A 13,017-nucleotide genomic window follows, 5' to 3' on the forward strand; every position below is an offset into this window, starting at 1 on the left:
GTCAGGCCGCCCCGGGCAGGGCCTGGTCCAGCAACTCGGTGAGGATGAGAGCCATCGCGCTGCCGACCTCGAACCCCACGACGACCTCCAAGACCAGGATCGTCCCACCCGACAGCAGCTGGCCGCTGATGCCCAGCGCCAAGAAGTTGGTCATCGCCGCGCCAGCGAACACCAGCCCGCCGAGCGCGACCAGCACGAACGCTGCCGCCCCGACGGCGTCGACGAGCTCGACGAGGGTGACGGGCCGCGGTTCGCGCCCCGCGAGCGCGCGCCCACCGACGTAGACCAACAAGGCCACCGCCGCAAGGATGACGCCGCCCTGGAATCCGCCGCCGGGGGTGAGGTGTCCGTGGCTGACCAGGTAGCCGGCGAACACGAGCAGGGGCCCCGCCAGGGCGGCAGCCAACGCCCGGACCGCGCCCGGAGTTTCCGAGCGCCGCGCCTCGCTGGGTTCGGCCTCGCACTCGACGCGGACTTCCCGACGCCCGGCGCGCAGCAGCACCGACACACCGATGGCGGCAGAGAACAGGATCAGCTCCTCGCCGAGGGTGTCGACCCCGCGCAGGTCGAAGGTGATGCCGGCCACCGTGTCGGTGACGTGTCGCTCGTGCACCGAGACGCTGGTGCTGAGCAGGGCGCTGCGTGGCGGCGGCGCATCCGGACGCGGCAGCGTGGCGACCGCGGCGGTCAGCAGGCCGCCCAGGCACAGCAACGCAACCGTGCCCAAGACGACTCGGCTCCGTCGGCTCACGACCCCTCGTTCTTCTGGCGGTCGCGGAGCTTGGCCAGGGCGAGCAGCACCATGACCGGCACGGCGACCGTGGCCACCACGAGCTCGGAGAGCGCGACGTCCGGGGCGCCGTAGGCGAACAGCATCAAGGTCAGCGCCAGGCCGAAGAACCCTGCGACCACCGTCTGGCGCACCGGGTCGCGAACGACGACCGTCGCCGTACCGGTGATCGCGACCATGATGAGGGTCACGCCCTGAACGACGATCAACGTTCCGCCCGCCGGTCATGGATCGCCCGTGCCGTCGCGTGCGTCAGCACCGGTGCGGTCACCAGCAGAATGGTGGCCAGCAGGATCGCGCGTGTTGCGATCAGCGACGGGCCTCCGGCTACCAGCACGGCAGAAGCCGCGCACAGCGCGCCGAGCAGGGCGGGCCCTGCGTAGTGCAGACGGTCCAGGACGTCGCGCATCAGTAAGACCCCCGCGACCGAGATCACCGTCAGTGCGACCGTTGCGATGAGCAGCGCGTCTACGACCAGGTCGCGCAGGCTCATGACGCCGGCTCCAGAAACCGCAGGAACGCCACGGCGCCGATGAAGGAGAGCAGGCCGAGCGCGACGGCGAGGTCGGCGAAGGCCTGACGGTTGGTGCCTTGCGACAGCAGGAGCAACGCGACGGAGCTGAGGGTCCCGGCGACCTCCAGGGCGACGAGGCCGTCGAGGGCCGGCCGTCGTACGGCGACGACCAACAACGGAAGCAGTGCCGCCGTCAACCCACTGGCCGCCCACAGCCACCCGTTCATCGCGGCACCTCGTTGAGTGGACACGCGCTACGCGCGACGCCGCTGGTCGGCTGCAGCTGATGGGCGAGAAGGATCCGTCGGTCGCGGTCGACGGCCACGACGATGGTGTTGGGGGCCAGCGACCCGAGCGTCTCGGTGAGCACCCGGTAGCCCGCCTCCTCGCCCGGGTCCCCGCCGAGGGCGAAGGGCAGTTCGGAGAGCACCCCGCGCTCGTCGCGCCGCAGGATGCCCCGGACCACCAGCGTACGCGTCAGCGGTACCAGGTCGGTCACCAGCCCGAGCAGCGGACGCCACGCGCCCGTCAGCCAGCGCGGATGGACTCGCAGCACCGTCTGGCGCCGGCCGCGGACCATCGTGGCGACGGTCGCCGCGATCGCCGCGATCGCCGCGCCGGTCAGCAACTCGGCCGCGTGGACACGGTCGACGAGCAGCCCCCAGAGACCTTGGCATAGCGTCCACCACGCGATCCACGGACGGGCCTGGGACGTCACCACGGCCCCCGGATACCCGGAGCGCGCGGACGCTCAACCGCGGGCGCCACGCTGGCCCCGGCAGGGTCCGGTCCTCGTCATCGAGCTGACGGCCGAGCTCGATCGCCGCCCGAGGGCGGGGAGCACGTTCCGTGTCAGCTTGCCTGCCCACAAGAAGTCGTCGTGGCCCATTCCACCATTGCGCAGTTCACGCTCAACCGTCCGGCCGATTGGGGCGCCAAGCGCATCTACGGCTACCCGGGCGACGACATCAACGGCCTGCTCGGGGCCTTCCGCGAGGTCGGCGACCGCGTCGAGCTCACCCAGGTGCGCGACGAGGAGATCGCGTGGTCTGCAGCCTGCGCCCATGCCAACAAGGACGTCGCATCGGAGTTCGTACAGGTCTGCACGGTGCCAACTTGCCGTAGTGCGACAGCCGGGTAGGCAGTGGCCGTGGACCGGACGCCGGTAAGGATCGATGGCTACGCGCCGATCGCCGACTATGCCGCCATCGGCAACAAGCGGACGGTGGCGCTCGTTGCCGCCGACGGCTCAGTCGACTGGTTCTGCCCGGGCGGATTTGGCGCCCCCAGCGCGCTGGGCGCCCTGCTGGACAGTGCCGACGGCGGCACGTTCGCCCTGGCTCCGACGGAGGCCTACACCGTCCAGCGGCGCTACCTGCCCGGCACCAACGTGCTGCAGAGCACCTTCACCACCGCGCGGGGAAGCGTACGCATCACCGACGCCATGAGCCTCCCGGCGACGCGCGCGCTGGACTTCACCGAGATCATCCGGCTCGTCGACGGGCTGGGCGGCGAAGTGCCGATGGGCTGGGCCGTGCGGCCGCGCTTTGACTACGGCCGAACGCGCGGCGAGGTCGTCCACCGTGGCGGCGTCCCCGTCATCGTCGGCGGACAGCAGATGCTCGCGGTGCAGGCGCACGGCGCCGGAATCGCGGAGGGCGCTCACGGCAACGTTCACGGTACGTTCACCTGCGCCGCAGGCACGAACGCGGTCCTCGCCCTGAGCGCCTTCACGGTTGGGCCGCTGGCCTACGCCGACGCCGAGCAGCTGCGCTCCCGGGTCGACGCGACGGTCGCCCATTGGGAACAGTGGACACAGGGCTGCACCTACGACGGTCCGTGGCGGGGCGCGGTACTCCGAAGCGCCTTGGCGCTGGACCTCATGGTCGATGAACAGCGCGGGGCGATCATCGCCGCGCCGACGATGGGGCTTCCTGAGCGCATCGGAGGCGCCCGCAACTACGACTACCGCTACGCCTGGCTGCGCGACGGCAACCTCACGCTGGAGGCCATGCTCCGGCTCGGCTTCGTCGACCAAGTCCATGCCTCGCTGCGCTGGATGTTTCACACCACCGCGCACACGCATCCACGGGTGCAACCGATGTACCGCGTCGACGGCCGCGGCGTGCCTGACGGCCACGATCTCGATCACCTGCACGGCTACCGCGGCTCGCGGCCGGTGACGCGCGGAAACGCGGCACGGTCCCAGCTCCAGCTGGGCTGCTACGGCGACATCTTCGACATGGCATGGCACTACGTGGAGGCCGGCAACGCGCTCGACGCCGGCGTCGGCGTGCGCATGGCCGAGCTGGCCGACTATGTCTGCCTGGTCTGGGACAGGCCCGACGCCGGCCTGTGGGAGCTCGATGACCAACAGCACTTCACCCAGAGCAAGTTGGGCTGTGAGCTGACGCTGAAGCGGGCGCAGCAGCTGGCAGAGCGCGACATGCTGCCGCGCGACCGCGTTGATCGCTGGGCCGCGACGCAGGCAGCGATCCAGCGCTTCGTCAGGGAGCGCTGCTGGAGCGATCGGCTGAAGGCCTACACGCGCGCAGCCGACAGCGAGGAGCTCGACGCGGCGGTCTTGCTCGCGTCGCGGGGCTCCTTCCTGGCCGACGAGCCGTCGAGGCTGTCGAGCACGATCGACGCGGTCCTGCTGCATCTCGGTGTCGACGGCGGCCCATTGATCTACCGGTACACCGGTATGGCGGGGCAGGAGGGCGCGTTCTTGGCGTGCTCGTTCTGGGCCGCCGAGGCGCTCGCCCGCTGCGGCCGCGGCGACGAGGGCGCGGCGATGTTCGAGTCGCTGCTGGCCGTGTCCAACGACGTCGGGCTGTACTCGGAGGAGATCGATGCGGCCACCGGGACGTTGTTGGGCAACATGCCCCAGGCGCTGACCCATCTGGCGCTCATCAACGCCGCCGATGTCTGCGGCCGCGATCGGTCGGGCCGATGACCATGCGCGCGGCCACCCCGCGCGTGCGGGTAGGGGTCTAGCGATGTCAGACGAAACGGTCGTGATCACCGGCGCCTCGAGTGGCATCGGACGCGCCACGGTTCGGCGCTTCGCGGGCCCCGGCGTCAATATCGGTCTCGTCGCACGTGGACGCGACGGCTTGGAGGCCGCCTGCGCCGAGGTGGAGCGGGCAGGTGGACGCGCGCTCGTCTTGCCGACCGACGTCGCCGACCCCGAGGCCGTCGACGCGGCGGCCCAGGCTGTCGAGGACGTCTTCGGACCAATCGACATCTGGATCAACGACGCCATGTCGACCGTCTTCGCCTTCCTGTGGGACATCTCGGCCGACGAGTTCCGTCGCTCAAACGAGGTGACCTACTTCGGCTCCATCTGGGGCATGCAGGCGGCGTTGAAGCGCATGATGCCCCGTGACCGTGGCACGATCGTGCAAGTGGGGTCCGCCATGGCCTATCGAGGCATCCCGCTCCAGGCGCCCTACTGCGGGGCCAAGCACGGCATCCAGGGCGTATTCGAGTCGCTGCGCACGGAGCTGCGCCACAAGAACTCGCACGTCCACCTCACCACCGTCCAGCTGCCCGGCGTCAACACGCCGCAGTTCGAGCACGCCCGCGACAAGTTCGACACCGTCTCCCAGCCGGTGGCGCCGGTCTACCAACCGGAAGTGGCCGCCGACGCGATCCACTGGGCCGCCCACCATCGTCGCCGCGAGGTCTACGTCGGCATCCCGACCGTGTACACGATCTGGGGCAACAAGGTGGCGCCATGGCTGGCAGAGCGATATCTCGCGGCGACCGCGGTCGGCGGCCAGCTGACCGACACGCCCAAGTCGCCCGATCGCCACGACAACCTGTTCAGCTCGCCGCCCGGCGACCCCGGCGCGCGCGGGCCATACAGCGGCAAGGCACACCAGCACAGCATTCAGTGGTGGGCCACGCGGCATCGCCGGACGTTGGGCGCGGCCGCGCTTGGCCTCGCCGCGCTCGCTGCCACGCGCACCGTGCGCTGACCCGACCGGGGATGAGCGGGCGTCATCCCGGGATGACCGCTGGTCATCTGCGCTTGGTCTCGGCGGCTGCGGCCGCGCGGGGTCACCCGGCATAACCGGTGAGCCCGGAGACCAGCCGACGCGAGCCGCCGACACGGTTCTCGGCGCACGCGAGGCGGTGCGTACTGCGGCCGCCGTCGACCGCGCGCCGGCGCGCACGGTTGAACGTCGAGTCCTAATCACCCACCCCGAGCACGCCAGGCCGCGTCGGGGCCCCGGCCGGGACGTCCCCGGATCACCGCCGCCGGCCATCGCGACCGGTGCGTGACCCGACCCACGCGCCGCCCGCCACGGCGGCGACGGCGCCGATCAGGACCACGGCGCCGAGGATGATCGCCAGCAGGACATACCAGCTCATGCCGGGACGCTGGTGGCGATCATGGGTGGCGACCTCGCAGACCGTGGGGTGTGGACGGGCTCGAAGCATGCGCGCGAACGAGGAACGACCGGGCGTTCCCGCCGTGGGCTGCCGGACCTCCACGATCTGCCCTGCCCTTGCCCGGGGCCGACACTGCGGCGGCCGTGCGATGGAGCCCGGGCATGCGGCCCTCCTTCGGTGAGATGGACAGGACGGCCGGCGGCGGCACCATCGACGCCTGGCCTGTGCGAGGGGTTGCCCGCACCGGCCCTGGTGGGGGCGGGTCCCTGTCATCGAGCACACCGGAGCGGGCCGACGGGGCCCCCGACCGGCGACGGGTCGATGCGCCGGTGTCACGTTGGTCCCGGATCGTCGTCCGCGGTACGGCGCAGGGCGCTCAGGGGCAGGAGGCTGAGCAGGATCGCCGCCGAGCAGATGCCCCAGGTGGCCTGGTAGCCCTGTGTGGCGTCGAAGAGCCCGGATGTCAGGTCGATCGCCGCCCCGGCCAACAGCGGTCCGAGCGCCGTGCCGATCCCGCGGCTGACGCTGTAGAACCCCGTCAGCGTGCCGTGCTCGTCGTCGGGCATGAGCGGTGTCAGCACGGCGTAGGGCAGCGTCATGACCACCCCGCCGCCGATGGCGATGACCGGCGTCGCCGCCGCGACGACGGCGGCGGAGGTGCTCAGGAGCGGCACGAGGAGCCCGACCCCATAGGCGACGAGCGCCCATGTCAGCACGCGCGGTGGTCCGTAGCGGTCGCCGAGCGTTCCGCTGATCGGCGAGGCCACGAGCAGCAGCAGCGCGACGCCGCCGATGATGAGCGACGCGGTTGAGAGGCGCTTCCCGAGGCCCGCCGTGAGGTAGAGCACGATGAAGGTCTTGAGTGCGCCCAGGGACAGCTCCCAGAGCGCGTTGGCGGCGAGGAAGAGACGCAGTTGGCGCCGCTCGCACGCGATCTGCCAGACATGGGCGGCCTGGCGGCGCACGCCCCCCACCGGCGAGCTCCCGCGGTCCGCGGGGCGGCGACGCATCGCCACGACGACGAACCCGCCCAGCCCGACGGTGCACAGCAGCGAGGCCGTCGCGAACGGGACCGGGTCGGCGACGGCGATGAGCAGGCCGCCGCCGACCAGGGCCAGGAACGTGCCGAGGCCGCGGGCCAGCGCCTGCGTGCTCTGGGCGCGCCCGGCGATGGCCTGGTCGACGAGGTCGGGGTACAGCGCCCGGTAGGGCTCGTAGGCGGCGAAGTATGCCCCGAAGAACACCACCAGGACCGCGGCCGTGATCCACAGGCGCCCGACCAAGCCCAGCACGATCAGCGAGGACGCCAGCGGGAGGATCGCCGCCGCCACGAACGGAAGACGGCCGCCCATCCGTGTGCGCAGCCGGTCGGACCACGGGCCCGCCACCATCGGCACCGCGATGGCCATGAGCCCCTCGGTCCCGATGAGCAGACCGATGATGAGCGTCGACGTGCGCGCGGCCCGGAGATGGACCGGCAGGTACGTCGTGACGACGGTGGTCGCCAGCGCCAGGACGAGGCTGGGCACCGCCAGCAGCGACAGCGTGCGCCACTCGGCGCGATCGATCGGGCGCTTGCCGCGCGCCGGCCGGTTTGGCGATGCCTCGCCGGACCGGCGTTCCCGGGCGGCGGTGGGGGTGTCGGTGCGGTCGGGCATCCGTGAGTCCGCGGCGCGCGCCGCCTCACAGCCGTGCCCGGTTCCCGGCCAGCGGTGACCCGGGCGTCAGAGACGTGACGGGCCGGGGCTGCTGAGACGACATCCGGTGGGGCCCACGGGCGCAGACGGGTAGGGCGGCGGCATGCACGAGCCGCCACGCACGAGCGCCCGGACCGATCACTCGAGGGGATTGCCCATGCCCCAGCCCGTCCGGGACGATCGACGCGACTTCGGCGACGGCTCGCCCTGTCCGGACGGGGCCTTGGAGACGTCGGCGGCCGGGCCGGGCAGGGGGCGCTGAGCGCCAGGGCCCGTCCGGCGCGGGACGCGCGGCCGGCCCGGCCCGGCCGCCGCACGGTCCTGGCGCTGCTGGGCGGTGTGCTGGCGCTGCAGGTGGCCGACACCTCGGCGGTCGGCGCCATGGCGGCCGAACTGGAGCCCGCGCTCGGAATCTCGCACGTCCAGCTCGGCCTGCTCGCGTCCGCTGCGCTGCTCGTCGCCGGCGTTGCGACGCTGCCCATCGGGGTCCTGGCCGATCGCGTCGCGCGCCCGCCCCTGCTGGCCGGCAGCATCCTGGTGTGGAGCCTCGCGCTGGTGGGGTGCGGCGCGTCGTCGTCCTTCGGCATGCTGCTGGGGGCGCGCCTCCTCCTGGGCGCGGTGGCCGCCACCGCCTGGCCGGTCGTGGCGACGTTGACCGGGGACCTGTTCGCGCCGGCCGACCGTGGCCGCGTGTTCGGCGTCATCCTCTCGGGAGAGCTCGTCGGCGCCGGGTTCGGCTTTCTGGTCAGCGGCACGGCCGCCGGTCTCGCCGGATGGCGCTGGGGGTTCTGGGTGCTCGTCATCCCCAGCCTGCTCCTCGGGGTGGCGGTGTGGCGCCGTCTGCCCGAACCGCGGTCCGGGCGCTGGGAACGCCCGGCGGCCGCGCGCCGGGGCCCGGCCGCCGGGCGTCGCGACGGGGCGCCGGGCCGGGACGGCGGGGTGGGGCCCGATCCTCGGCGGGTGCTGCGAGAGGACCCCCGCACGATGCCGCTGGGCCGCGTCGTCGCCCATGTGCTCCGGGTGCCCACCAACCGACTGCTGATCGTCGCGTCCGCGCTCGGCTACCTGTTCATCGCGGGCGAGGAGACGTTCGGGGTCGAGTTCCTGCGCCGCCGGTACGAGCTGGGCCAGACGTCGGCGACCCTGGTCTTCGTCGGGCTCAGCGCCGGCGCCGTCGTCGGCGTGCTGGGTGGCGGTCGGCTGGCCGACCGGCTCATGGCGCGCGGACGGATCGCGGCCCGGCCCCTCGTGGCGGGCTGGTCGTTCATCGTCTGCGCGGTCGCGTTCCTGGGCGCGCTGGCGCTTCCCTCGCTCGCGGCTGCGGCGCCCGCCTACGTCCTGGCGTCCGCGACGCTCGAGGGACCGCATCCGCCCCTGGACGCCGCCCGGCTCGATGTCGTGCCCGGTTCACTCTGGGCCCGGGCCGAGGGCGTTCGGACGCTCCTGCGCAACCTGTCCCAGGCGGCGGGACCGGTGATGTTCGGGGGCCTCGTCGACCTGCTCGGCCACGGAGGCGGCCGCCTCGGGCTGGCGTTCGCGATGATGGTGCTGGCGCTCATGGCGGCCGGCGCCGTCCTGCTCCTGAGTTGCCGGTGGTATCCACGCGACGCGGCGACCGCGGCGGCCGCCGCCCCGCGATCTCCGGGATGACCGCTCAGCGCGGAGGACCACGACGCGAGCGACGCCGGAACGAGTCGCTGGCCATGGCGCCCGTGGGCGGCGAGCACGACGATGACCGCGTCGAGGATCGCGCCGTTCCAGGCGGCGGAGCGGTCGTCATCGAGCCGAGCGGCCGTCATCGCACCAGATCGCCGTTGGCCGTCAGGAGTCGGTGGGCCAGTGCGTCTCCGTCGGTCGCGGTTGGACCGGCGCGGCGTGGTCGCCCGGTCGGTCTCGTCACGGCCCCGGGCCGTGCAGACGGACCGGGCCGGCTGCCGGGCGCAGCCGGTAGTGATGCTCGAGCGCCTCCAGGTCGCGGTCGGTCACGAGCCGGTCGAGCGTGATCGGCGGCGCCGCCAGCGCGAGCGCACGCCGGCATCGCACCGTCAGCCGCCGGCCGATCAACCGGGCACCGAGAACGGGGACGACCGTCGGCGAGCGCGAGTCGACAGTCGGGGTCAGCCGAGGATCAGCCGAGCTCCACAGAACCGGGAGTCGTCCTCAGCGCCGAGAGGCGTTCGCGTCTAGCTGTTCTGCCTCAGGTCGTTCCGAACGCGGGTGATGGGCGGCCGGTTGCCGAGCGAGCTGTGGTTCCGCTCGTTGTTGTAGTGGTGCAGCCAGTGTGGCAGCGCTGCGGCTCTGGCGTCGCTTGAGCGGTAGCGCTGTCCCAGGCCCCATTCGCGTTTGAGGGTCTGCTGGTAGCGCTCGACCTTGCCGTTGTGGCGCGGCGTGCGGGGCGCGATCGTGCGATGCCGGATGCCGTGGCTGTCAAACAGGGCGGCCAGCGCCTTGTTGTGGGTGTAGGTCCAGGCGTTGTCGGTCTGCCAGCGCTCGATGATGATGCCGTGCGCAGCGAAGAACGCGATCGCCCGCTCGGTGAAGCCGATGACGGTGGCGGCCTTCTCGTCGCGGTGCAGCTCGGTGTAGGCCAGGCGGCTGTGGTCGTCGATCGCGCTGTGGGCGAACTCGTAGCCGACACGCTGGCGCTTCTCGGCGCCCGTGCGGTGACGGTTGCCGGTGACGGCATGGCCGGGTGAGGAGAACCGCGCGAAACGCTTGACGTCGTTTTGGATCAACGCCCCAGGGCACGGCCACTCAAAGCGCTGCACCGCCTCTCGGGGCGCCGGCGGCTGGCGCGACATGCCGCGCCGCTTCAGACAGCGCGAGACCGTCGCGTGCGCGATGCCGAGCTCGGAGGCGATCAGGCGCGGCCCCCAGCCCGTCCGCGTCCGCGCCTGGCAGACACGGTCGTGCAGCTCGTCGCTGGACCGCGTCGGCTGGCGATGCGGCGTCGAGGGTCGATCCTGCGCCCACGCGCCCGACGCTCGCTCGGCGTCTGAGGCGTTGCGGTACCGGTCGATCCAGTACTGCACCGTCGACACGCTCACCCGCCGACGGGCCGCTGCCTGGCGTCGAGGAAGTCCCTCGCCAAGACACCAATCAACCAGCTCGACACGCTGCCAGCTGGGCAGCCACCTACGCTTGCACTGCATCCGGGCTGATGACCTCCGAGGCCGTTGGATCCTTGAGAAGACCCACAGCCTCTGTCTCAGCCCGGATGCCTCAACTTCAGCCCTCAGACGTTCGGAACGTCCCGAGGCACGTCATCTAGCCGCCTGAAGGCGGGCGACGTTCGATACGCAGGAGTTCGCCACCAACATGGTCGACCTGCAGCGTCGTGTGCTCGATGCCGTAGCGCTCGTGGATCAGTTGCTCGAGCCGCCGGCGGGCAACGTGGCAATCACGATCCGAGGCGACCAGCACGTGGGCGGAGAGGGAGGGGAACCCGGAGCTGACTTCCCACACGTGAAGGTCGTGGACCTCCACGATGTCCGGCTCGTGGGCCATCGCTTGGCCGATCGCGTCCGGATCGATGCCCTCGGGCGCTGCCTCGAGCAGGACCAGCGCCGCGGCTTTCGCCAGCGATGCCCCCATCCACAGCATCGGGACTGCGATCAACAGTGACGCGATCGCGTCGGCACGCTGGAAGCCGGTGAGCAGGATGACTCCGGCGGCGGCCATCGTGCCCACCGAGGCATACGCGTCGGTGAGGTTGTGCAGCCAGGCCCCGCGCATGTTGAGTCCGCCGCTGGCCTTGCTCAGCACGTACGCCGCGGCTCCGTTGACGCCGAGGCCGGCGAATCCGACCCACAGCACGAGCCAGGCCTGCACCTCGGGGGGCTGGGCGAGCCGGCGCACCCCCTCGTAGGCGATGAAGGCAGCGAGGATGACGAGCGTCACGCCGTTGACCAGCGCCGAGAGGATCTCCGCCCGCCGCCAGCCGAACGTCATTGATCCGCTGGGCCGACGCTGAGCGAGACGCGCGGCGACGATGGCCAGGCCGAGCGCGGCAACGTCGGTGAGCATGTGGGCGGCGTCGGAGAGGAGCGCCAGCGAGCCGGCGATCGCGCCCACGACGACCTCGACGACCATGAACCCGGCGTTGATCGCCAGGGCGATCGCGAGCAGCCGGGAGTCGGCACCCTGTGGGACGGCATGGCTGTGGCCATGACCGCTCGACGGCTCGGGAGCGCGAGCACTCATGCGGGAGGGCTTGAGCTCGGCGCGTACGGGGGAGCGCGCAGCAGCCGGACCGCGTTGAGGGTGGCCAGGAGCGACATGCCCGTGTCGCCGGCCCTGCCGAGCACGAGCGTCACCAGCCCGAGCGGGGCGAGCATCACGAGCAGGGCCTTGAGGGCGAGCGACGCGGCCACGTTGGCGTCACGAGGAGCGCCGGAGGTCGCGGTGGTCATCGCCCTACGGACAGACGAACCCGGCGTTGGAAGGCATGAGGGCGGCGTTCGCGGTGATCGGCTCATGCACCGGCGCGCACGGTGCGCCACGAGTCATAGGTGATCCGCAGGATGACCAGTGTGATGGCCAGGCCGATCAGGGGGTCGGCGATCCTGAGGCCGAGCGCGACGACGGCCGCCGACGCGACGACGGCCAGCGAGACGTAGGCGTCGGCCCGGGCGTGCGCACCGTCGGCGATCAGCGCGGGGCTGTCCAGGCGCTTACCGGCACGCGTTCGGATGAGCGCCGCGGTCCAGTTGCCGACGAAGCCGACGACGCCGGCCGCGGCGAGGATGCCGAGGTGGTCGACCGCCTGCGGATGGATCAGCCGGGCCACGGCCTCGTACGCGGCCACACAGGCCGAGACGAAGATCGCCAGGACGACGAACAGGCCGGCATGGCGCTCGGCACGCGCCGAGCGGAGCGCGAACGCGATGCCGAGGGGGATGGCCGTGGCGGCGTCGCCGATGTTGTGGATGAGGTCGGCCAGGAGCGCGACGCTGCCCGACATCACGAAGACGGCGATCTGAGCGGCGGCGGTGAGCCCCAGGACGATCAGCGCGACCGTAACGGCACGGATGCCGTCGCGGGAGCGCTTGATCGACTCGTCGACCAGGCCGTGAGAATGGCCATGGCCATGCTCGTGACCCCCGTCGTGGTGATCGCCGTGCGCGGCGTGACCCTGGGCCTCGGAGTGGGTGCTCATGACGGGTGCGCCGCTTCCATGTCGGCCGGCAGCGCGATGGTCGTCGGCGGGTGCACGTGCTCGTGGTGGTGGCGCATCGCCGTCAGGAGCTCGGGAAGGTGGTGATCGTGCAAGCGGTAGAACGCGCGACGGCCGTCGCGCCGGACGCTGACCAGCCGCTGTTGGCGGAGCAGGCGCAGCTGGTGCGAGACCGCGCTCTGCTCCATCCCGACCGCGGCGACCAGCTGCTCGACCGTGCGCTCGTGCTCGAGCAACGCCCAGAGCAGGCGCAGCCGGCTTGCCGAGCCGAAAGCGCGCATGGTCTCGGCGACGCGCTCGGCCTCGTCGCGGTCCAGCGGACGCTCGGCGGCACGGTGTTCTGAAGGATGCGGCATCCGTCGCAGCCTACTCATGAACACGTCTTCATGCATTGCGGGTAGGCGCGGATCTCGGTCGCGGCGATCGCGCTCGCTCCGGA

General features: G+C 71.9%; 17 protein-coding genes. 4 read left to right on the forward strand and 13 right to left on the reverse strand.

What is annotated here, in order from left to right; all coding sequences use genetic code 11:
- Position 1 precedes the first annotated feature (1 nt).
- From FSW04_RS12080 to FSW04_RS12100, 5 genes are read right to left on the reverse strand one after another with little or no spacing between them, the layout of a single operon-like run.
- Positions 2-727, reverse strand: coding sequence for an MnhB domain-containing protein (locus FSW04_RS12080; protein ID WP_187369452.1), 726 nt, complete (start codon positions 725-727; stop codon positions 2-4).
- A gap of 20 nt (positions 728-747) precedes the next feature.
- Positions 748-981, reverse strand: coding sequence for a Na(+)/H(+) antiporter subunit B (locus FSW04_RS12085; protein ID WP_228431190.1), 234 nt, complete (start codon positions 979-981; stop codon positions 748-750).
- A 14-nt stretch (positions 982-995) separates the two neighbouring features.
- Entirely contained in the window at positions 996-1,283 is a 288-nt protein-coding gene (locus FSW04_RS12090; RefSeq protein ID WP_146919541.1) for a monovalent cation/H(+) antiporter subunit G, read from the reverse strand.
- Entirely contained in the window at positions 1,280-1,531 is a 252-nt protein-coding gene (locus FSW04_RS12095; RefSeq protein WP_146919543.1) for a monovalent cation/H+ antiporter complex subunit F, read from the reverse strand. Before FSW04_RS12095 ends, FSW04_RS12090 begins: the two co-directional genes overlap by 4 nt.
- Positions 1,528-2,025: a Na+/H+ antiporter subunit E gene (locus FSW04_RS12100; RefSeq protein WP_146919545.1), complete on the reverse strand. Its 498-nt coding sequence runs from the start codon at positions 2,023-2,025 to the stop codon at positions 1,528-1,530. The genes FSW04_RS12095 and FSW04_RS12100 overlap by 4 nt, the downstream gene beginning before the upstream one ends.
- 159 nt (positions 2,026-2,184) lie before the next feature.
- On the opposite strand from FSW04_RS12100, the gene FSW04_RS12105 reads away from it, so the two are divergent.
- From FSW04_RS12105 to FSW04_RS12115, 3 genes are read left to right on the forward strand one after another with little or no spacing between them, the layout of a single operon-like run.
- A complete protein-coding gene (locus FSW04_RS12105) occupies positions 2,185-2,445 on the forward strand; it encodes a thiamine pyrophosphate-binding protein (RefSeq protein WP_146919547.1) in 261 nt (86 codons plus the stop codon).
- A 9-nt stretch (positions 2,446-2,454) separates the two neighbouring features.
- A complete protein-coding gene (locus tag FSW04_RS12110) occupies positions 2,455-4,260 on the forward strand; it encodes a glycoside hydrolase family 15 protein (protein ID WP_146919549.1) in 1,806 nt (601 codons plus the stop codon).
- Positions 4,261-4,303: 43 nt separating this feature from the next.
- Positions 4,304-5,287, forward strand: a complete 984-nt coding sequence (locus FSW04_RS12115; RefSeq protein WP_146919551.1) for an SDR family oxidoreductase — start codon at positions 4,304-4,306, stop codon at positions 5,285-5,287.
- Between the two features lie 274 nt (positions 5,288-5,561).
- On the opposite strand, the gene FSW04_RS27835 is transcribed toward FSW04_RS12115, so the two are convergent.
- Positions 5,562-5,684, reverse strand: a complete 123-nt coding sequence (locus tag FSW04_RS27835; RefSeq protein WP_267128308.1) for a hypothetical protein — start codon at positions 5,682-5,684, stop codon at positions 5,562-5,564.
- Positions 5,685-6,037: 353 nt separating this feature from the next.
- A complete protein-coding gene (locus FSW04_RS12120) occupies positions 6,038-7,363 on the reverse strand; it encodes an MFS transporter (protein WP_146919553.1) in 1,326 nt (441 codons plus the stop codon).
- 378 nt (positions 7,364-7,741) lie between these two features.
- On the opposite strand from FSW04_RS12120, the gene FSW04_RS12125 reads away from it, so the two are divergent.
- On the forward strand, positions 7,742-9,052 hold the full coding sequence (locus FSW04_RS12125; protein ID WP_146919555.1) for an MFS transporter: 1,311 nt from the start codon (positions 7,742-7,744) through the stop codon (positions 9,050-9,052).
- 246 nt (positions 9,053-9,298) lie between these two features.
- On the opposite strand, the gene FSW04_RS25950 is transcribed toward FSW04_RS12125, so the two are convergent.
- The 6 genes from FSW04_RS25950 to FSW04_RS12150 form a co-directional block, all read right to left on the reverse strand.
- Entirely contained in the window at positions 9,299-9,445 is a 147-nt protein-coding gene (locus FSW04_RS25950) for a hypothetical protein (RefSeq protein WP_187369453.1), read from the reverse strand.
- A gap of 140 nt (positions 9,446-9,585) precedes the next feature.
- Entirely contained in the window at positions 9,586-10,554 is a 969-nt protein-coding gene (locus FSW04_RS12130; protein ID WP_146915057.1) for an IS481 family transposase, read from the reverse strand.
- Positions 10,555-10,669: 115 nt separating this feature from the next.
- Positions 10,670-11,605, reverse strand: a complete 936-nt coding sequence (locus tag FSW04_RS12135) for a cation diffusion facilitator family transporter (protein WP_146919557.1) — start codon at positions 11,603-11,605, stop codon at positions 10,670-10,672.
- The gene (locus FSW04_RS12140; RefSeq protein ID WP_146919559.1) at positions 11,602-11,814 is read right to left on the reverse strand and encodes a hypothetical protein; all 213 of its coding nucleotides are present in this window, start codon (positions 11,812-11,814) and stop codon (positions 11,602-11,604) included. Before FSW04_RS12140 ends, FSW04_RS12135 begins: the two co-directional genes overlap by 4 nt.
- A 62-nt stretch (positions 11,815-11,876) precedes the next feature.
- Positions 11,877-12,560: a cation diffusion facilitator family transporter gene (locus tag FSW04_RS12145; RefSeq protein ID WP_146919561.1), complete on the reverse strand. Its 684-nt coding sequence runs from the start codon at positions 12,558-12,560 to the stop codon at positions 11,877-11,879.
- Positions 12,557-12,970: an ArsR/SmtB family transcription factor gene (locus tag FSW04_RS12150; RefSeq protein WP_321167696.1), complete on the reverse strand. Its 414-nt coding sequence runs from the start codon at positions 12,968-12,970 to the stop codon at positions 12,557-12,559. The genes FSW04_RS12145 and FSW04_RS12150 overlap by 4 nt, the downstream gene beginning before the upstream one ends.
- Positions 12,971-13,017: the final 47 nt, after the last annotated feature.

Origin of the sequence: Baekduia soli (assembly GCF_007970665.1) — a bacterium.
In the GTDB taxonomy this organism is placed as follows: Bacteria; Actinomycetota; Thermoleophilia; order Solirubrobacterales; family Solirubrobacteraceae; genus Baekduia; species Baekduia soli.